Origin of the sequence: Mycobacterium sp. SMC-8 (assembly GCF_025263565.1) — a bacterium.
Lineage (GTDB): Bacteria > Actinomycetota > Actinomycetes > Mycobacteriales > Mycobacteriaceae > Mycobacterium.
In genome coordinates, this window is the sequence record NZ_CP079865.1 from 1,256,514 (window position 1) to 1,275,577 (window position 19,064).

At 69.3% G+C, this 19,064-nt stretch carries 22 protein-coding genes; 5 read left to right on the plus strand and 17 right to left on the minus strand.

Annotated features, from left to right (window positions below):
* Window positions 1–339, plus strand: coding sequence for an aminopeptidase (locus KXD97_RS06220; protein ID WP_260757857.1), 339 nt, complete (start codon window positions 1–3; stop codon window positions 337–339).
* Here the strand turns inward: KXD97_RS06220 and KXD97_RS06225 are convergent.
* The 7 genes from KXD97_RS06225 to KXD97_RS06255 are packed head-to-tail and all read right to left on the minus strand — an operon-like array spanning window position 336 to window position 6,653.
* Complete coding sequence (locus KXD97_RS06225; RefSeq protein WP_260755901.1) at window positions 336–629, minus strand: hypothetical protein; 294 nt, start codon at window positions 627–629, stop codon at window positions 336–338. The two genes, KXD97_RS06220 and KXD97_RS06225, sit on opposite strands and share 4 nt — an antisense overlap.
* Window positions 626–1,951, minus strand: coding sequence for an MFS transporter (locus KXD97_RS06230; protein ID WP_260755902.1), 1,326 nt, complete (start codon window positions 1,949–1,951; stop codon window positions 626–628). Before KXD97_RS06230 ends, KXD97_RS06225 begins: the two co-directional genes overlap by 4 nt.
* A 48-nt stretch (window positions 1,952–1,999) precedes the next feature.
* Window positions 2,000–2,269 (minus strand): hypothetical protein, encoded by a 270-nt coding sequence (locus KXD97_RS06235; protein ID WP_313901352.1) that lies wholly within the window; start codon window positions 2,267–2,269, stop codon window positions 2,000–2,002.
* Between the two features lie 8 nt (window positions 2,270–2,277).
* Window positions 2,278–4,641 (minus strand): glycoside hydrolase family 65 protein, encoded by a 2,364-nt coding sequence (locus KXD97_RS06240; protein WP_260757858.1) that lies wholly within the window; start codon window positions 4,639–4,641, stop codon window positions 2,278–2,280.
* A 5-nt stretch (window positions 4,642–4,646) separates the two neighbouring features.
* Window positions 4,647–5,351, minus strand: a complete 705-nt coding sequence (locus KXD97_RS06245) for a beta-phosphoglucomutase family hydrolase (protein WP_260755903.1) — start codon at window positions 5,349–5,351, stop codon at window positions 4,647–4,649.
* A 17-nt stretch (window positions 5,352–5,368) separates the two neighbouring features.
* Window positions 5,369–6,238, minus strand: a complete 870-nt coding sequence (locus tag KXD97_RS06250; RefSeq protein WP_260755904.1) for a rhomboid family intramembrane serine protease — start codon at window positions 6,236–6,238, stop codon at window positions 5,369–5,371.
* Window position 6,239: 1 nt separating this feature from the next.
* Complete coding sequence (locus KXD97_RS06255; RefSeq protein WP_260755905.1) at window positions 6,240–6,653, minus strand: VOC family protein; 414 nt, start codon at window positions 6,651–6,653, stop codon at window positions 6,240–6,242.
* A gap of 300 nt (window positions 6,654–6,953) precedes the next feature.
* On the opposite strand from KXD97_RS06255, the gene KXD97_RS06260 reads away from it, so the two are divergent.
* The 3 genes from KXD97_RS06260 (at window position 6,954) to KXD97_RS06270 (ending at window position 9,035) form a co-directional block, all read left to right on the plus strand.
* A complete protein-coding gene (locus KXD97_RS06260) occupies window positions 6,954–7,364 on the plus strand; it encodes a heme-binding protein (RefSeq protein WP_260755906.1) in 411 nt (136 codons plus the stop codon).
* A gap of 73 nt (window positions 7,365–7,437) precedes the next feature.
* Window positions 7,438–7,866 carry a hypothetical protein gene (locus tag KXD97_RS06265; protein ID WP_260755907.1) on the plus strand — a complete coding sequence of 143 codons (429 nt, stop codon included), beginning with the start codon at window positions 7,438–7,440 and terminating at the stop codon, window positions 7,864–7,866.
* A gap of 101 nt (window positions 7,867–7,967) precedes the next feature.
* Window positions 7,968–9,035, plus strand: a complete 1,068-nt coding sequence (locus KXD97_RS06270; protein ID WP_260755908.1) for a beta-lactamase family protein — start codon at window positions 7,968–7,970, stop codon at window positions 9,033–9,035.
* Here the strand turns inward: KXD97_RS06270 and KXD97_RS06275 are convergent.
* Genes KXD97_RS06275 through KXD97_RS06285 form a run of 3 tightly spaced genes read right to left on the minus strand, consistent with a single transcriptional unit; the run spans window position 9,010 to window position 11,788 of the window.
* On the minus strand, window positions 9,010–10,128 hold the full coding sequence (locus KXD97_RS06275) for an FAD-dependent oxidoreductase (protein WP_260755909.1): 1,119 nt from the start codon (window positions 10,126–10,128) through the stop codon (window positions 9,010–9,012). The genes KXD97_RS06270 and KXD97_RS06275 overlap by 26 nt on opposite strands.
* A complete protein-coding gene (locus KXD97_RS06280) occupies window positions 10,125–10,997 on the minus strand; it encodes a DUF1295 domain-containing protein (RefSeq protein WP_313901353.1) in 873 nt (290 codons plus the stop codon). Before KXD97_RS06280 ends, KXD97_RS06275 begins: the two co-directional genes overlap by 4 nt.
* Window positions 10,998–11,002: 5 nt before the next feature.
* The gene (locus KXD97_RS06285; protein ID WP_260755911.1) at window positions 11,003–11,788 is read right to left on the minus strand and encodes a glutaminyl-peptide cyclotransferase; all 786 of its coding nucleotides are present in this window, start codon (window positions 11,786–11,788) and stop codon (window positions 11,003–11,005) included.
* A 30-nt stretch (window positions 11,789–11,818) separates the two neighbouring features.
* Here KXD97_RS06285 and KXD97_RS06290 point away from each other — a divergent pair, with 30 nt between their 5' ends.
* Window positions 11,819–12,979, plus strand: coding sequence for a zinc-binding dehydrogenase (locus KXD97_RS06290; protein ID WP_260755912.1), 1,161 nt, complete (start codon window positions 11,819–11,821; stop codon window positions 12,977–12,979).
* On the opposite strand, the gene KXD97_RS06295 is transcribed toward KXD97_RS06290, so the two are convergent.
* Genes KXD97_RS06295 through KXD97_RS06325 form a run of 7 tightly spaced genes read right to left on the minus strand, consistent with a single transcriptional unit; the run spans window position 12,976 to window position 18,986 of the window.
* A complete protein-coding gene (locus KXD97_RS06295) occupies window positions 12,976–13,410 on the minus strand; it encodes a hypothetical protein (protein ID WP_260755913.1) in 435 nt (144 codons plus the stop codon). The genes KXD97_RS06290 and KXD97_RS06295 overlap by 4 nt on opposite strands.
* A 15-nt stretch (window positions 13,411–13,425) precedes the next feature.
* A complete protein-coding gene (locus tag KXD97_RS06300) occupies window positions 13,426–14,616 on the minus strand; it encodes an FAD-dependent monooxygenase (protein ID WP_260755914.1) in 1,191 nt (396 codons plus the stop codon).
* Entirely contained in the window at window positions 14,609–15,595 is a 987-nt protein-coding gene (locus tag KXD97_RS06305) for an amidohydrolase family protein (protein WP_260755915.1), read from the minus strand. The genes KXD97_RS06300 and KXD97_RS06305 overlap by 8 nt, the downstream gene beginning before the upstream one ends.
* Window positions 15,592–16,338, minus strand: a complete 747-nt coding sequence (locus KXD97_RS06310; RefSeq protein ID WP_260755916.1) for an ABC transporter ATP-binding protein — start codon at window positions 16,336–16,338, stop codon at window positions 15,592–15,594. Before KXD97_RS06310 ends, KXD97_RS06305 begins: the two co-directional genes overlap by 4 nt.
* Window positions 16,339–16,351: 13 nt before the next feature.
* Entirely contained in the window at window positions 16,352–17,134 is a 783-nt protein-coding gene (locus tag KXD97_RS06315) for an ABC transporter permease (RefSeq protein WP_260755917.1), read from the minus strand.
* Entirely contained in the window at window positions 17,131–17,961 is an 831-nt protein-coding gene (locus tag KXD97_RS06320; RefSeq protein ID WP_260755918.1) for an ABC transporter permease, read from the minus strand. The genes KXD97_RS06315 and KXD97_RS06320 overlap by 4 nt, the downstream gene beginning before the upstream one ends.
* A complete protein-coding gene (locus tag KXD97_RS06325) occupies window positions 17,958–18,986 on the minus strand; it encodes an ABC transporter substrate-binding protein (protein ID WP_260755919.1) in 1,029 nt (342 codons plus the stop codon). Before KXD97_RS06325 ends, KXD97_RS06320 begins: the two co-directional genes overlap by 4 nt.
* Window positions 18,987–19,064: the final 78 nt, after the last annotated feature.

A 19,064-nucleotide genomic window follows, 5' to 3' on the forward strand; every position in this document is an offset into this window, starting at 1 on the left:
ATGAATGTGCGACGGTTGATCATGATCGCTGGAGTGGCGGTGCTGCTGGCAGGTGTCATCGCGCTCCTGGTGCCGGTGTCGATCCCCGGACCCGAGGGCAGCATCGGATGCGGCAACGGCATCGCCGCCGATCTGTCGGAGGCCCGCGACGCCGACAGCGGCAATCTGGCCAACCTGCCGGTGCTCAACGAGATCGTCCCGCATACCGACTACGCCGCCTCGTGTGAGTCGGCGCTGTCGTCGCGGCGCTCGTGGGCGATCCCGGTCGCGGTCGTCGGCCTGGTGGTGCTGGTCGGCTCATTCTTCGTCGGCGGCCGGTCCGGCCGGGTGCGAACCTAGGACGCCCGCCCGTCGACCACCCGCAGGTGTGGGGCCGGCCGGCCAGACCCGGCCGGCTCCGACTGCGTCGGCGCGATCCGGTCGTTGACGCGGGCGACCACCGAGTCCACCCGGTGCACGGCACGGTCGCAGAGTCCGCTGACCCGGTCCCCGGCGGCGTCCACGTCGTCGGCAGCGCTGCGCAGGTAAGCCCGGACGGTGACCCGGAATCTCTCGCCGGCGGTGCGCACGCGGCGCCGTAGCCGGTCGTCGATCTCGACGGTGACGTAGGGCAACACCTGAAGCTTCATCTGCGCGTCTCCCCTTCGTGGATGCCTGAGCCCACCCTAGCGGGGTCGTCCTGCACCTGCGCCAATGCTCGGCCCGCCGATTCCCGCAGCGTGAGCACCGTGAGCAGCGACAGCGCGGCCGCGATCATCAGGTAGAACGCCGGCGCGATCGGGTTTCCCGTGGCCGCGGTCAGCCACGTCACGACGTACGGGGTGGTGCCGCCGAACACGGCGACGCACACGTTGTAGCCCACCGAGAACCCGCTGAACCGGATCCGGGTGGCGAACAGCTCCACCCCGGCCGACACCGCGCAGGAGATGTAGACCGACTCGATCGCGGCCAGCAGACAGTGCGCCGAGATCGCCGCGACCAGCGAGCCCGACGTGAGCAGCAGGAACAGCGGGTAGCCGAGCACCAGGAAGGCGACCGCGCCGCCGATGAGCAGCGGCCGCCGCCCGACCCGGTCTGACAGCGCCGCCAGCGGGAGGATCAGCACCAGCGCCACCACGCAGGCCAGCGTGATCGACACGAACGACGCGGTCTTGGAGAACCCCAGCGTCTTGATGAAATACGTTGGCAGGAACGTGAACACGATGTAGTAGCCGATGTTGAAGACGATGAACAGGCCGATCACCTGCAGGATCTGCCGCCACGACGTGGTGACGGCTTCCCGCAGCGGCGACTCGGCGGTGTTGTCCGCCTTGTTCAGTTCGGCGAACTGCGGTGTGTCGCCCAGGCGCAGCCGGATGTAGAGACCGACCAGTCCCAGCGGCCCGGCGATCAGGAACGGGATGCGCCAGCCGTAGCTCTCCATGGCCTCGGCGGACAGGAGCGCCTGCAGTGCGGTCACGGTGACCGAGCCCATCAGGAAGCCGAGGACCCCGGACCAGGCCATGAACGTGACGGTCAGGCCGCGGCGGGCGTCGCCGGCGAACTCCGCCAGGTACACCGCGCCGCCGCCGTACTCGCCGCCCGCCGAGAAGCCCTGTAGGCAGCGGAAGAACAGGAGCAGCAGCGGTGCCGCCACCCCGATGGTGTCGTAGGTCGGCAGCACACCGATGCACAGCGTGGCCGCCGACATCAGCAGGATCACCACCGCCAGCACCTTCTGGCGGCCGATGCGGTCGCCGAGCGGCCCGAAGAAGAATCCGCCGAGCGGACGCATGAAGAACGCCGCGGCGAAGATCGCGAAGGTGTTGAGCAGCGCGGCGGTGTCGTTGCCGGCGGGGAAGAAGTGCGCGGCGATGAACGTCGCCAGGAAGCCGTAGATGGCGAAGTCGAACCACTCGACGGCATTACCGATGGACGCGCCGGTCACCACCCGGCGGATGTCGGTCTCCATGTCGAACTCCCGAATTTAAGCGTGGCGCTCAGCATTTCGCTTACCGCATCACGTTCGACGCGGCGCTGTTGGCAACTTAGCGCTTCGCGGCCCGCACCGCGGCGGCCGCGTCAGAGCGGATCTGGCCGTCCCGCCGATCACCAGCGTGTTGACCACCCACGCGGCCGTCGTCGGCTTCCGGCTGTCGCCGATGCGCCGTGCCGCATCGGCGTCACCGCTCTTCTTCGCCGCGGCGGCGAGCCGGGTGCGTACTCGGGTGAACTCGCCGGGCGCAGCGCAGTACAGCTCGTCGAGCGCCTCCTCCACCGCGAAACCCATGATGGGGCCTATCGATCGGCGATCCGTGCCCGCCGGTGCAGCGGCTCCCGCCCGGGCGGCTGCGACGGCGGCGGCAGCAACGGGACCAGCGGCCGCACCGCCACCCTGGTCGGTTCCCGGGTGGTCAGTTCCAACGGCTCACCGGCATGCCGGATGGTCAGCGCCCCCCGCGGACCGTCCCGCAGCGTGTAGGTGACCGACTCGTGGTCGGCTGCCACGGTCACGCGAAAACCGCGCCAGCGCAACCGGAAACACAGCCGGGAGATGCCGCCGGGCAGGTGCGGGTCGAGTGCCAGTACGCCCTCGTCGTCGCGCAGCCCGCCGAACCCGACGACGAGCGCGGTCCAGCTGCCGGCCAGCGACGCCAGGTGCAGCCCGTCGCCGGTGTTGTTGTGCAGGTCACGCAGATCGATCAGTGCCGCCTCGTACGCATAGTCGTGGGCCAGTTCCAGATGCCCGACCTCGGCGCACATCACCGCCTGAGTGCATGCCGACAGCGACGAGTCCCTGGTGGTGCGCCGCTCGTAATAGTCGACGTTGCGGGCCTTCTGCTCGGGGGTGAACGCATGGCTCTGCCACTGCATGGCCAGCACCAGATCGGCCTGCTTGATCACCTGGGCCGGATAGAGCCGGACGTACGGTTCATGCAACAGGAGCGGGTATTTCGTGTTGGACTGGAAGTCCCACTCCCGCAGCGTGGTGAACCCCTCGCACTGCGGGTGCACGCCGAGCTCCTCGTCGTAGGGGATGTGCACCGCGTCGGCGGCGTCACGCCAGGCGGCCGTCTCCTCGTTGTCGACACCGAGGTCGCGCGCACCGTCGGGGTGCCGGGTGCAGGCGTCGGCCGCGACGCGCAGGTTCGCGGCGGCCATCAGGTTGGTGAACACATTGTCCCGCACCACCGCGGTGTATTCGTCGGGCCCGGTGACCCCGTCGATGCGCCACCGACCGTATCGGTCGTGGTGGCCGAGCGAGGCCCACAGCCGGGCGGTTTCGACGAGAACGACCAGGCCGCAATCGGATTCGAGCGACTCGTCGCCGGTCACCACCCGGTAGCGGTCGAAAGCCATCGCGATGTCGGCGTTGACGTGGAAACCGGCGGTACCCGCCGGCCAGTACGCCGAGCATTCCTCGCCGTGGATGGTGCGCCACGGGAAACTCGCGCCGCTCAGGTCCAGTTCCTTGGCGCGCTCCCGCGCCAGCTCCAGCGTCGACGCCCGCCACCGCAGCGCGTCGGCGGCGGCGCGCGGGGCGGTGTAGGTCAGCACCGGCAGCACGAACCCCTCGGTGTCCCAGAAGGCGTGGCCGTCGTAGCCGGTTCCGGTCAGTCCCTTGCCCGCGATCGCGCGCCGCTCGGCGCGGGCGCTGGCCTGCAGCACGTGGAACAGCCCGAAGCGCACGGCCTGCTGGCTGTCGGCGTCACCGTCGACCTCGACGTCCGCGCTGTCCCAGAACTCGGCCAGGTATTCGCGCTGTGACTGCAGAAGACCCGACCAGCCGGTGTACCGGGCGCCCGCGATCGCCGCGGCGACCTGGTCGCGCAGCGCCGGGCACGAGCGCAGGCTGGACCATCCGTAGGCCAGGTACTTCACCAGGCGCAAACGCTGACCGGCGCGCAGTTCGGTCACCACCGTGGTGCGCGCCCAGTCGTCGCCGGAGTCACCGCTGACGTCCACCCGGCCTTCGCCCTCGATGACGTGGTCCATCGCCGCGGCCATCGTCAACCCGCTCGAGCGGGTCCGGTGGATCAGCAGTGCCCCGCGCTCGCTGATCTCGTGCTGCACCGCCTCCAGCGGCTTCGTCAGCACCGCGGCGACCCTGGGATCGCCCGACGGCGAAGGCAGGTCCTCGTTGGCGACCAGCTCCGACTGCACGGTCAGCAACACATCGTCGACGGCTTCGACGATGTACTCGATAGCGGCCAGGCTGCGCTGGGACAGCGAGACCAGCCGGGTCGAGTGCACCTTGACCCGCTTGCCGGACGGTGTGGTCCAGTCCGCCGTGCGGGTCAGGGTGCCGGCCCGAAGATCCAAAGTCCGTTCGTGGGCGTGCACGTCGCCGTACCGGACGTCGAACGGTTCGTCGTCGACCAGCAGCCGGATCAGCTTGCCGTTGGTGACGTCGACGATGGACTGGCCGTCCTCCGGATAGCCGAACCCCGCCTCCGCGTACGGCAGCGGCCTGGTCTCGTAGAACCCGTTCAGGTAGGTGCCGGGCAGCGCGTGAGGCTCCCCCTCGTCGAGATTGCCGCGCAGCCCGATGTGCCCGTTGGACAACGCGAACAGCGATTCGGTCTGCGCAAGCAGATCCACCCTCAGCTGGGTCTCCCGGACCTGCCAGGGTTCCACCGGAAACGCGTCGTCGGTGATCATCATGCTCAGAGCAGCTCCCCGAGGTCGGTGACGACGGTGTCGGCGCCGTTGCGCCGCAGGGCCTCGGCCTGTCCGGTCCGGTCGACGCCGACCACCAGGCCGAAATCACCGGCGCGCCCGGCGGCCACCCCGGACAGCGCATCCTCGAAGACGGCCGCGTCCGCCGGGGACACGCCGAGCAGTTCCGCGGCTCGCAGGAACGAGTCAGGGGCCGGTTTGCCGGGCAGGTTCTCCTCACGCAGCGTCACGCCGTCGACACGCTCCTCGATGTAGACGTCCAGTCCGGTGAGCTCGAGTACGTCGCGAGTGTTGGCGCTCGACGACACCACCGCGCGCCGCAACCCGGCGTCGGTGGCCGCCTGCAGATACCGCCGCGACCCGTCGAACACGGTGACCCCGTCGCTGTGCAGGCTCTGGTTGAACATCCGGTTCTTTCGGTCGCCCAAGTGCGACACGGTCTGGGCGTCGGAGACGATGCCGCGGCTTTCCAAGAACGAGCGGACCCCGTCCAGGCGCGGTTTGCCGTCGACGTAGCGCTCGTAGTCCGCACCCGCATCGAAGGGAACGTAGGGCACGCCGTGTTCGGCACGGCTGCGCAGGTACTCGTCGAACATCGCCTTCCAGGCGCGGCGGTGCACGCTGGCGGTGTCGGTGAGCACGCCGTCGAGATCGAACAGACATGCGCGGATGCGGTCCGGTAGGCCGAGCATCTCCCCCCCATACCCATTCAGCTCAGTCCGAGCATGCTCTGCAACTCGGCAGTGCGCCACACGACCAGCGCGACGAACAGCACCAGCAACCCGGCGGCCGCAGCGCCCTGCACCAGGTTGCGCTGCCCGCGCGGGGCGTAGACGAAGGCCGCGGCCACCACCGCACCGGTCACCAGCCCGCCGACATGGCCCTGCCAGCTGATGTTCTGCGAGGTGAACAGCGGGATCAGAAACGTGAACGCGAGGTTCAGCACGATGATCGCGACGACCGACCGCACGTCCATGTTCAGCTTGCGGCCCACCACGAACGTCGCACCGAACAATCCGAAAACCGCCCCGGACGCGCCGGCGGTGAGCGCGTTGAACGTGAGCAGGTACACCAGCACCGAGCCGCCCAGCGCGCTGAGCAGATAGAGCGCGACGAACCGCAGCCGCCCGAGCGCGAACTCCAGCGGCGGGCCGACGAAATACAGCGCCAGCATGTTGAACGCGATGTGGGTGAGGCTGAAGTGCAGGAACGCCGAGGTCAGCAGCCGGTACAGCTCACCGTCGGCGGCGGCGGGCGGCCACAGCCCGAGGGCGCGTTCGAGCTCCGGAGACGCCATCTGCAGTGCGAACATCAGCAGGTTGACGCCGATCAGCACGTAGGTGACCAGCGGCGTCGTCGACCGCGGCGCGCGGGCACCGACGGCGTTGGTGACCGGTCGGACGGACCGGGCGCCCTCGCCGACGCAGTCGGCGCACTGATGGCCGACAGCGGCGCTGTGCATGCATTCCGGGCAGATGAATCGGTTGCAGCGGGTGCAGCGGACGTAGGTCTGACGGTCGGGATGCCGGTAGCACGTCGGGGCCTGCGCGGGGGTGCCGGACGGGTAGGGGTAACCCATGTCAGAGCGTCCCGAACAACTCGATGTGGTTGCCGTCGGGGTCGGCGACGAACATCCAGCCCATGCCGGGCACCGGCGCATACTCGGTGAGCGGCTCCACCACTTCGTATTCGGATGCGGCGAACGCGTCGGCGACGGCGCGTAGACCGTTCACCCCGATCGTGAAGTACCGCAGACCCGCCTGCGCGCGGCCGCCGCCGGGTGCGGCGGGAGCAGCGGGCGCCGTCGTGTAGGTGACGAGTTTGAGCACGCTGCCCCCGAGTGAGTAGCGCCGCTGTGAGCCCCCGTCGAACTCGATGTCGCCTTGGGGCTCAAGTTCGAGGAATCCCTCGTAGAAGGCGACCATCGGGCCCGGGTCGGTGGTGACGAGCCCGACCTCGATGCCGGGTGTCAGCAGGTCCAGTTTCACGATCACCAACTTATCTCGCCTGCCCGCGGCTTTTGCTCGGTAACGATTCGGTGACGACCCAGATCACGATCACTTAAGCAAACCCGGCGAATTCTGAGAAGTTTCATGGTTTGGAAACCGCAGCGGGGATCGTCGGGCCGGTTACACCCCGGAATTGAGGTCAACGTCACGCCCGCACCCTGTAACGCTCGGCCCAGGCGGTCGTCGGCGCCGACGAGTTACGTTTGACCACTTCAGGATTCGGCTACCTTGGATCTCAGCCGGGGGAAGCAGCAACCGATTCACAATGCGAAGGACCAACCAATCATGAATCTCAATGGTTTTACCGTGCGCGCCCGTCGGCGCGCCGTGGCCGGCGTCTCGGCCGCATGTCTGCTCGGCGGCGTGGCCGCAGCAACCGTGGCGGCACCGATGGCGGGGGCGCAGCCGGCCCAGTGCACCGCGAGCTCGCTCACCGGGACCGTCAGCTCGGTCACCGCGCAGGCGCGGCAGTACCTCGACACCCACCCGGGCGCGAACCAGGCCGTGACCGCGGCGATGAACCAGCCGCGGCCCGAGGCCGAGGCCAACCTGCGGGGCTATTTCACCGCCAACCCGGCGGAGTACTACGACCTGCGCGGCATCCTCGCCCCGATCGGCGACACGCAGCGCAACTGCAACGTGGGCGTGCTGCCGGCGGATCTGCAGTCGGCCTACGACACGTTCATGGCCGGCTGATCTACACCACAACGTTGCGGACGTTGCGGCGGCGGGTTCTCCCCCGCCGCCGCAACGCTTAGACTGACTTCCTATGAGGCTGACGAAGGTAGCCGTGATGGCCGCGGCGGTGATCGCCGGCTGGGGCGCGGCCGCACCGACGGCCGGTGCACAACCCGCCGACACCCAACCCGCCGAGGCACCGAAGACAACGATCGACGCTGACGGCACGTACACCGTCGGCACCGAGATCGTGCCGGGCGTGTATCAGTCGGCCGGACCGGTCGACGGTGGCGCCTGTTACTGGAAGCGTGCTGCCGGCGAGGAGATGCTCGACAACCGGCTGACCAAGAAGCCGTCGTTCGTGCAGATCCTGCCGACCGACACGACCTTCACCACCAGCGACTGCCAGGCCTGGCAGCTCACCAACGCCCCGATGCCTCCGCAGCCCGGCCCCGGCGAGCTGCTGGGTCAGCTCACGCAGGCGATCGGCAGCGGCATGTTCTCCGGAGGCCCGCGCTGAGCGATCGCGCGGTCACCTCGATCGGAGCCGAGGACAACGCCGGCCTGGAGGACGCCGTCGAGCGGATCTGGCAGGCGGCGGTGCACTGGTACCGCGCCGGGATGCAGCCGGCAATCCAGGTGTGCCTGCGCCGCGAGGGCCGGGTGATCCTCGACCGTGCCATCGGCTACGCCTGGGAGGACGTCCCGGTCCGCACCGACACCCCGTTCTGTGTCTACTCGGCGGCCAAGGCGATCACCACGACGGTGACGCACATGCTCGTCGAGCGCGGGGCGTTCTCGCTGGAGGACCGGGTGTGTGACTATCTGCCGACGTACACGAGCCACGGCAAGGACCGCACCACGATCCGGCACGTGCTCACCCACAGCGCCGGCATCCCGTTCGCGACGGGGCCGAAGCCCGACCTCAAGCGCATGGACGACAGCGAGTACGCGCGGGAGATGCTGAGCCGGATGAAGCCGGTGTATCGGCCGGGGCTGGTCCACATCTACCACGGCGTGACGTGGGGACCGCTGATGCGCGAGATCATCTCCGCGGCCACCGGCCGCAGTATCCGCGACATCCTGGCCGAGCAGATCCTCGACCCGCTGGGCTTCAGATGGACCAACTACGGCGTTGCCCCACAAGACGTTCCGCTGGTCGCACCCAGCCACGTGACCGGCAGGCCGCTGCCTGCCCCGATCGCCAAGGCGTTCAAGGCGGCGGTGGGCGGCACCCCGCAGCAGATCATCCCGTTCTCCAACACGCGTGAGTTCCTGACCGGCGTCATCCCGTCGTCGAACACCGTGTCCAACGCCAACGAACTGTCCCGATTTGCCGAAATCCTCTGCCGCGGTGCAGAACTCGACGGAGTACGGATCCTCTCGCCGGAGACGCTGTATGCGGCCACCCGAGAGGCGCGCCGGTTACGGCCGGATCTGGCCACCGGCCTGGCGCCGATGCGGTGGGGCACTGGCTACATGTTGGGCTCCAAGCGATTCGGTCCATTCGGCCGGGACGCCGCAGGCGCGTTCGGACACACCGGGCTCACCGACATCGCGGTGTGGGCCGACCCGCAGCGGGCGCTGTCGGTGGCGGTGGTCAGCAGCGGCAAGCCAGGGCCTCACCGCGAGGCCAAACGCTATCCCCAGCTGCTGGACCGGATCAACGCCGAGATGCCGCGGATCTGATTCCGCGGTAGATCCCCCACCGCACGATCCAGGGCATCAGCACCCGCTCGAACGACCACGCCGGAAACCGGAACGCCCTGCCGTTGGGCGTGAACACCTCGAGACCGTCGGGCTGGATGCCCAACACCGAACCCCATCGCCGGGTGGGCGCGCGGTAGTCCCGCAACGCCCTGCCGGTGAACGAGGCGCGCACATTGCGGGCGAGCAGTCCGTCGGCGCGGTTGCGGGCCGAGCTGCGCAGCGGATCAGTCGCGGCCACGTCACCGATGGCGAACACCTCGGGGTGGCCGGGCACCTGGAGCGTCGGGGTCACGCGCACGAACCCGCGCTCGTCGAGCAGCTCAGCGGGCAGCCACCCGGTGTTGGGCGTGACGCGGCCGATCGCCCACAGCACGGCATCGGCGGACGCGGGTGGCTGGCCGGTGCTCCACCGCACGGTCCCGCTGGTCAGTTCAGCGGCGGCGAACGTGGGGTCCAGCACCGCACGATGGCCAGGGTGCAGCCGCACTCCGGCGTCGATCAGCCTGCGCCGCACCGAGTTCCACGTACGGGGGTGATGACCGACGAGTGCCCGCTCGCCCGGGTAGTACAGGTCGACGGGCTTGCCCGGCCACGCGGTGGCGATCTGGGCGGCGCTGCTGACGGCCGCGGCGCCGCCGCCGACGACGATCACCGACCCTGCGGCGGCGAGGCGGTCGTGCGGGTCGCGCAGGTCGGCGCCGACCTGCGCCGCGTCCTGCAGGGTCGGCCTGCGCCAGAACCCGTTGGTCACGCCGGTGGCGATGACGAGCGCGTCGTAGGGCACCTGGGTCGCCGATCCGTCGGCGAGTTCGACCAGCACACAGCGGGATTCGAGATCCACACCGGTCAGGGTGCCGTGCACCGTGCGCACGCCGTCGAGGCCGCGGAAGCGGCCGAACGGGATCCAGTTGTACCGGGCCCAGTCGTCGGGCCGGGCCAGCCGCCAGCCCAGCTCCTGGCCGCTCACCAGCCCCGGTTTGGCGGAGATACCGACCACCTGGGCGTGGCGGGCCAGCTTGATCGCGGTGAGGACGCCGGTGTCGCCCAGCCCGGCGATGACGACCCGCTTCACGCACTCACCTTCGCCGGCGGGCGGGGCACGAACCGCGACACCCGGTCGATGACGGCCTGGTAACCGGGCCTACGCTCGAGGCTTCGGGTCTCCATCATCGGGATGCTGGCGCCGAGGAACATGGCCAGCATCGCCGCCGCACCCACGAACAGCCACCAGGCCCCCGGCGCCGCAGCGAGCCCGAAAAGCGCCAGAGCGAACCAGAATCCGAACTCGCCGAAGTAGTTGGGATGCCGCGACCAGCCCCACAACCCGCGGTCCATCACCTCACCCGGGCGCCGGTCGCGGACGAATCGGTGCATCTGCACGTCGGCGACGAACTCGACTGCCACCGCCGCCATCCCGACGACGAATGCGACCACGCTGAGCCACACCAGCCCGCGACCGGGTGTGGTGACCGCGACGTAGACCGGCACCATCCCGAGGAACACCTGAAGCGTCGGGATCAGGTGAATCGCGCCGAGGTCGGCGAGAAACTCCCACCGGCCGGCCCGCGACCGGAACATCGGGTAGCGCCAATCCTCGTGGTGCAGCCCGGGAAACGCGTATATCCAGTTGCCGGTCAAGCGCACCGCCCACACCAGCACGAGCACCGCGACCAGCCAGCACCGCAGGGCGTCGCCGTCGCCCTGGCTCCACCAGTAGACCAGCAGCAGCGGCGGGATGACGCTCCAGTAGGCGTCGTAGAAGCTGGAATTGCGGTAGGCGCGGCTGAATCCGAACACCACCAGGGTGGCCAGGACGTCGGCGATCAGCGTGTCGAGCCACAGACGGCCGGTGGCCGGGCCCCACACCAGCCACGCCGCCCCGACACCGACAGCCAGGACATAGGCCACCGCGACGATCGTCAACGAGCGCGCCTTGCCCACAGCGGTCACCCTAACCGGACCCGGAACGTCGTCGGCCAGTCTTTGCCGGTCAGCAGGAATTCGTCACCGGCGACGTGGGCGATGCCGTTGAGTACCTGGGCGCTGGGCGGGATGCCGCGGGCGCGCAGCCCGGCGGCGTTGACGACGAGGTCCACCGCGCCGCTCTCCGGGTCGATCCGCACGATGTTGTCCGACGGCCACAGGTTGGCCCACACCCGGCCGTCGACGCACTCCAGCTCGTTGAGCCCGTTGAGGGCACGGTCGTCGCGGGTGACGTCGACACCGCCGGTCTCGGCGAAGCCGGCGGCATCGTGGAACGTCAGCCGGTTGCTTCCGTCGCTGCGGATCAACCGCTCGCCGTCGTAACAGAGCCCCCATCCCTCCCCGGACAACGGGACCTCCCGCACCGGGGTCAGGTCGGCCTTGTCCCATTCGACGGCCACGCCGTCGCGGTAGGTCAGCTGCCAGATCCGGTCCCCGACCACGGTGATGCCCTCCCCGAAGTAGTCGCCCGGGATGTCGACCGCGCGGGTCACCTCACCGGTGTCGGGGTCGAGGGTGCGCAGCTGCGACTCCCCGGCCAGCCCGGTGCCCTCGTAGAGGACCGGCCCGCTGATCTCGAATCCCTGGGTGAAAGCCTGCGCGTCGTGCGGCATCTCCTCCAGCACGACCGGCTCGACCACCGGCACGGCCGGCTCGGCGTGCGCGACGGGCGAGACGGTGCCGGCCACCACGACCAGGATCATCCCGGCCCACAACTGCGACGCGGTCCTTTGCGAAGAGGGAGTCATATCGCCGTTCTACCGTGCGACGATGGCGGAATGAAAGCGGTCAGCTGTGTGCACGGGACTTTGGAGGTCGTCGACCTGCCCTCCCCACAGCCCGCCGAGGGCCAGCTGGTGCTCGACGTGCTGCGGTGCGGGATCTGCGGATCGGACCTGCACGCCAAGGATCACGCCGACGAACTCACCGAGGTGATGGCCGAGGGCGGCTATCGCGACTTCGCGCGCAGCGACACCCCGGTGGTGATGGGCCACGAGTTCTGCGGGGTGGTCGCCGAGCGGGGCCGCAAGGCGGGCAAGGAATTCTCCCCGGGTACGACGGTGGTGTCGTTTCCGCTGGTGCGCGCCGACGGCGGCGTGCATCTGACCGGTCTGTCGCCGAAGGCTCCCGGCGGCTACGCGGAGCAGGTGCTCGCCGAGGCGGCGCTGACGTTCGTGGTGCCCAACGGCCTCGACTCCGCGGTCGCCGCCCTTACCGAGCCGATGGCGGTGGCCTACCACGCGGTGCGCCGCAGTGACGTCACCGCCAAGGACGTCGCGATCGTGCTGGGCTGCGGACCGGTGGGGCTGGCGGTGATCTGCCACCTGAAGGCGCGCGGCGTGCACACCATCGTCGCCAGTGACTTCTCCCCGGGCCGACGCGCGCTGGCTACCCGGTGCGGCGCCGACGTCGTCGTCGACCCGGCCGAGGAGTCCCCGTACGACGCGGTGCCGGCCAAACAGCGCGGCCTGACCGAACTGCCCGCGCTCTACGAACTCGGTGTCGGCTCGATGGAGAAGCTGCGCAGGATCCCCGGCTGGGCGCACGTGTACCGCGTCGCCGACCGGCTGGGCGGGACAGCGCCGAAGCGGCCGGTGATCTTCGAGTGCGTCGGGGTGCCCGGCATGATCGACGGGGTGATCGGCGCCGCGCCGCTGGCCTCGCGGGTGGTGGTGGTCGGCGTCTGCATGGGTGACGACAAGCTGCGCCCCGCGATGGCGATCGGCAAGGAGATCGACCTGCGGTTCGTGTTCGGTTACACGCCCATCGAATTCCGGGACACCCTGCACATGCTCGCCGACGGCAAGCTCGATGCGACGCCGCTGGTGACCGGGACGGTCGGACTCGGCGGCGTGGCCGCGGCGTTCAACGCGCTGGCCGACCCGGAGGCGCACGCGAAGATCCTGATCGATCCGAGCAGTCCGGCGATCAGTCCCTAGAGATCCAGCGGCGCGTTCGCCGAGTCGAGGTGCTCCACGGTCGTGAACACCAGCTCGTCATCCCCGACGTTCTCGATGTCGTGCAGCAGGTACTCGCCTTCGGCGAACATGAAATGCCGTGTCTCGCCGGCGTTGTAGGACACGTCGCGCGTCGTGCCGTCCGACGTGTGTTGCCTGCTGCGGCCGGCGTTGACCGCGGTCCAGAAGTAGTCCAGCACGTGGCGGTGGGCGTGCCAGCGCTGCCCCGGAGCCAGCCGGATCTCCCACACCCGTACCCGCTCGTTCTCGCTGAGCAGCCGGGAGCCGACATGCCCGTCGTGCGAGTGGGTCTCGAACTCGGCGCGCAGTTCCTCGGTCCAGCCCTCGAAATCGGTGCCGATCAGGGTGCCCGCCAGCGGGGCGTCGGTCAGATGGTCGTGTGTGCTTGTCATCGTGTGCCTTTCGGTCTAGTGGCCCGGCCCGTACAGGCCGAACCGGTTGTCGGGGTGGCCGGGTACCCAGGTGCCGGTGACCTGGGACCGCGTGCCCATTTCCTTGACCCGGCGCAGCAACCGCTGCGCGAGCTCGAGTTGGCCGGGTTCCCACTTGGCGAGAGCCTCGGCGATATCGGCACTGTCGGCCAGGGCGTCGTGCAACGCCCATGCGTTCGCGGCCGCCTTCGCGGTGCCGGCCGCGGCATGCGGCCGGGCCGCGCTGGCGGCGTCGCCGACGAGTGCGACTCGCCCCAGCGCCATCTGACGGGCGCCGACGTCGTACACCGCCTGCAGGTAGGGCTGCTCGGTGCGTACCACCACCTCGGCTGCCGCCGGAGCCAGCACTTCGGCTGCCACCGAGCGCATCTCGTCGACGAAGCGGTCTTGCACCTGTCCCGGGTGCAGCGAGACACCCGCGATGAAGCCACGCTTGTCGGTCATCAACTCGTCGAGCTCGTACCCTTGCGCGACGTTGCGGTACCACACGTAGTTCAACAGCCGCTCGCCTGGGCGGAGCCCGCCGTTGGGAGACGGTATCGGATAGACATTGATGTGGGTCTGGGGCCCCAGGCTGTAGCTGATCGAATCCTTGAGCAACTCGAACGTTTCGGGGGACACCTGACCTTCGGGCACGGTGCCGCGCCAGCCCACGTAGCCCGAGTACTCCAGCCGGGACTCCGGCGAGATGCGGCGCCGGCTCGGCGAGGTGATGCCGTCGGCGAACACCACGAGCTCGGCGCGCTCCCGCCGTCCGGAGGTGAATCTCACGTCCACGCCGTCGGCGTCCTGGTCGAAGCCGGCGGCGTACTCGCCCAGGTTGTAGGCGTCGGGGCCGAAGTCCGCCAGCAGCGCGCGGTAGAAGGTGCCCCAGGAGGTATAGCTCCACGGTGCCGCCTCGCGATGGATCACCGAGTTGTCGTCACCCAGATACTGCACGAAATGCGTTGATGTACTCACGGTCTCGGGATGCTGCTGGCTGCACTCGACGAACCAGCGCAGCGTGTCCGGTTGCAGCACGATCCCACCGCCGCGGCCGTCGAGGTTGCTGGGGGTGCGTTCGAAGACCGCGACGTCGAAGCCGAGGCGCCGCAGCAGCAGCGCGGTGGTCAGACCGCCGATGGAACCACCGACGACGATCGCCCGGTGGCCGCTCCAATCAATCATGTCGTTCTCCTGTGGTCAGCCCGAGGAAGGCCCGGGCGTTGGATTCCAACGCGGCGTCGTCGATGCCCGCCGCGTGCGGTAGCGCCAGGGGCCTGTCGGTGCCCATGTCGAACGGATAGTCGCTGCCGCACATCAGGTGTGACGGATCAGCTTGTGCAGCAAGCAGTCCGAGGGAGGGCACGTCGTGGGTCAGCGTGTCGAACCACAGGTCGGTGAACGCGTCGCGGGGAGCCCGTGAGCCTGCCGACCGGACGTCGGCCCGCTGCTGCCACCCGTGCTGCCAGCGTCCGACCAGGGCAGGTGCACAGCCGCCGCCGTGCACCAGGCAGACGCGCAGACCGTCGATCTCGTCGAGCACTCCGCCGAGGGTCAGGGCCGCAGCGGCGGTGGCGGTCTCGACCGGGTTTCCGATGAGGTTGGCCAGGTAGTAGGAGGACCATTCCGGCCGCGCGAGCTGCATCGGGTGTACCAGCACGGCCAGCCCGTACTCGGCGGCCGCCACGAGGATGTCCCGCATCGGGGCCGCGTCGAACGAGGTGGCGCCCAGCAGTGGAGGCACCGCGATGCCCGGTGTGATGCCCGAGGAAGCCAGCGCCGCAATCTGTTTACGCGCCGACTCGGGCTGGTGCAGCGACACCAGGCCGAGGCCGAGCAGGCGTCCGCCGCTGTCGCGGCACACCCTCTCCAGCTCCTGGTTGTAGGCGCCGACGAACGCGTCGACCTCGGCGTGGTCGACGACCGGAAACGCGAACGGCGGCGCGGACAACACACGAGCACCCAGACCCGCGGCGTCCGTGTCGGCGAGGACGCGCCCGATGTCGCTCATCGCGTCGGTTTCGATCGACAGCGGCAGCTCGCCCAGGTGCAGCTGCCCGCCGCGGTCTCCGAGCGGGGGCACCGGAGAGCCGGGAGCAAGGCCGAACAGGTCCCGCGGCAGCCAGTGGGCGTGGACGTCGATAGGGCCGGACCGGACGCTCATACCGCGGCGACCTTGGACTCGAGAGCTTCGAAGCGAGCCAGGATCTCGGCCTGCAGCACGGCCACGGCCGGATCGGACGCGCGACGCGGCCGCGGCAGGTCGACATCGATGATCTCGTGGATGCGGCCACCGGGTTCGAGCACGACGATGCGGTCGGACAGCTGCACGGCCTCGGTCACGTCGTGGGTGACGAACATGACGGTGCGCCGCGACTCCAGCCAGATGCGCTCCAGGTGCTCGCGCAGCGTGCGCGAGGTCATCGCGTCGAGGTGGCTGAACGGTTCGTCCATCAGCAGCACGTCGGGTTCGACGGCGAACGCGCGGGCGATACCGATGCGCTGCTGCTGCCCACCGGACAGCTGGGCCGGGAAGCGGTCGGCGCAGTGTCCGAGCCCGACGAGGTCGAGGTAGTGGCGGGCTCGCTCCTGCCAGCCGGCCCGCTCATGCTGGACGAAGGCCAGGTTGGCCATCACCGTGCGCCACGGCAGCAGGCGCGGATCCTGGAACACGTAGCCCACCCGGGCATCTCGGGATCCGGCACGGAGCCGGACCTGTCCGGCAGTGTGGGTCTCGATGTCGGACACGATGTTGAGCAGCGTGGTCTTGCCGCTGCCGGAGGGGCCGACGACCGAGACGAAGGTCTCGCCCGAGATGGTGAGGTCGACGCCGTCGATGACGCGCGTGACCGCACCGCGGCGGTCCGTGAACTCCTTGACGAGACTCTGAATTTCGATGGAAGCCATGATTTCTCGCTTTCTAGACGGTGCGCCAGCGGGTGGCGAAGCGCTCGATGGGGCCCAGGATCAGCAGGTCGGCGACGACCAGCAGCAGGATGAACACCAGCACCCAGGCGAGGAAGCCGTCGAGCTGGTTGGCGTCGTACCAGTAGCGGGCCCGCCAGCCGACGCCCGAGGTGGCACCGAACCACTCGGCCAGCAGGAGCCCGTTCCAGGCGCTCATGATCGCGAATCGCACTGCGGCGATGGTTGATCCGGCGACGGCGGGAACGACGATCTCGCGCAGGACGCGGCGATGCGGCACCCCGAACGAGCGGGCCATCAGCACCAGGTCGGCGGGCACCGCCCGGGTGGCCTTGGCGATGTTGACGACGACGAACGGCAGCCCGGACAGGAACACCGTGACCACCGGGGTCAGCCAGCCGAAACCGAACCACATCGTGGTCAGCAACGCCCAGATGACGGCGGGGATCGCCAGTGCCGCGGCGGTCAGGTCGGACAGCGCCAGATCGGCCACGCGAGACAGCCCCATCATCACGCCGAGGGCGGCGCCCACGACGAGTGCGAGCGCGAGGCCCAGTGCGAACCGGTTCATGCTCAGCGCCAGGTTGTGCCACAGCTCACCGGCTGCCGCTTCGCTGCCGAGCCGGGCAACGCTGTCGCCGATCGACGGCACCCGGTTGCCGACGGCGACGGCGAGCTGCCAGGCCGCCAGGATGCTGAGCACCGCGGCGACGACGGCCGTGACAGAGCCGGCCTGCCCGCGCAGCTGACGCTGCCAGGTCTGGGTCTGGGTGGTCATGCGATTTCCTTCCGCCAGGCGAAGAACCGGTTTTCCAGGTGGGCCAGGCCCCGTTCGATCAGCACCATCGCGACGATGAACAGCCCGGTCCAGGCGAGCATGTCGGCGACCTGGAACTCCTGGTAGGCCTTGCGGATCATGAACCCGACGCCGGAGCTGGCGCCGAACACCTCGGTGAGCGCCTCGACCTTCCACGCCATCGCGAAGCCGTACCGCACACCGGCGAACACGAACGTCGTCAGCGCGGGCAGATACAGGTGTCGCAGCACGTCGGACCGGCTGCGCTCGAAGGCCCGGCACATCGAGAGCAGGTTGCCGTCCACCGAGCGCACCCCCTCTGCGACGTTCATCGCGATGAACGGAAGCGCCACCAGCGCCGACACCACGATCGGGCCGCCGGCGCCGACCCCGAAGATCAGCAGCCCGAATACCGCGTATGTCAGCCCGGGCATGTTGCCGAGCACGAAGAGCGGAAGCGAGAAGTACGAGGTCATGAATCGTGAACGGCCCATGAGGAATCCGATGACGAGCCCACCGGCCATCGCGATCGCGAATCCGGCGGCGATCTTGGCGATGCTGGTCGCGAAGTTGGTGACCGCCTCGCCCGAGACGACGATCGCGACGACTTGTTCGCCGACCACGGACGGGCGCGGCAGGATCGGGTCGTCGACCCAGGCGGCCAGCGCCGCCCATGTGCCAAGGGCCAGCAGGAGCGCCAGACCGGAGACGAGCCAGCGCCGGTGGGCAAGGGCAGGACGCGGCGGTCGGGGCCGGCCAGGCGGCGCCGGTTCGGGCCGGGTGTCCGGCGGGGCGACGGTCTGGGTCACTTCTGGACTCCTTCGGTCGGCAGGAACTGCGGGTCGGTGACCTCGTCTCCGATGACATCGGTGGCGCGCATCAGGTCGAAGATGGAGCTCTCGTCCTGCGCCCACTGCGGATCGAATCGCACCTCTTCGGTGACCCAGTCATGCTCGGCCACATAAGCTTTCATGAATTCGACGTCCTCAGCAGTGGCGACTGCGAAATGCTGGGGATAGCGCTCGATCATCTCGTCGCGGTGTTGTTGCCATTCGGACAGGCCGCGGTCCCACAGGTCGAGGAAGGCCGACACCTCTGCGGGGTGGTCGTCGACCCAGTCCTTGCGGGCGACGAAGACGTTCCCCATCGGGCCGTCGTGGCCCGGAGCGACGAGTTCGGCGAACAGGTCGGCTGAGGACTTGCCGTCATACAGCGGCCGCACCGACCCGTCCCGCAGTTCGCGCGCCGAGAGGTCCGGATAGCAGATGCAGGCGTCGATCTCACCACGCGCCAGCAGGTTCGACAGGTTCTGGATGTCGGCGACCACCACGTCGAAGTCGCCGTCGACGACGGTCAGGTCGTGCATACGCTTGACCAAGGCACTCCACACCAGCGTGCCGGACACGGTGGTGAACACCCCGAGGCGTCTGCCCTTCAGGTCGGCGAGGGACTGTGCCGGATCGTCGGCACGGACCAGGATGCGGCTGCGCTCGGCGTTGTACTTGCCGATGATCACGGTCTCGCGCTGCGTCTGCTCCTCCAGGCCGGGCACCTCGAAGGACGCGGTGGAGATGATGTCGGCGTGGCCACCGGCGAAGAGGCCGAATTCGTCCCAGGTGGCGCTCGTCTCGATCGTGTAGCCGGTGTCGCGCTGCCACTCGTCGACGATGCCGGTGTCGTGCATGTAGTCCCAGATCGGATCGGGCGCGAAGGTGAACCGGATGACTCCGTCGCGGGCGGACCGGGACGACGCGGGCCCGCCCAGGCCCGCCGAGCAGGCCGTGGTGACGGTGAGCAGGGCAGCGAGGAGGATGCCGAGGGCGACTCCGCCCATTCGTCGGCCCCGTCTCGCACCGATGCGAAGCGAAAGATCCATCCGTCGACCTCCTGGTTCTGTGATGGCGATCACGAC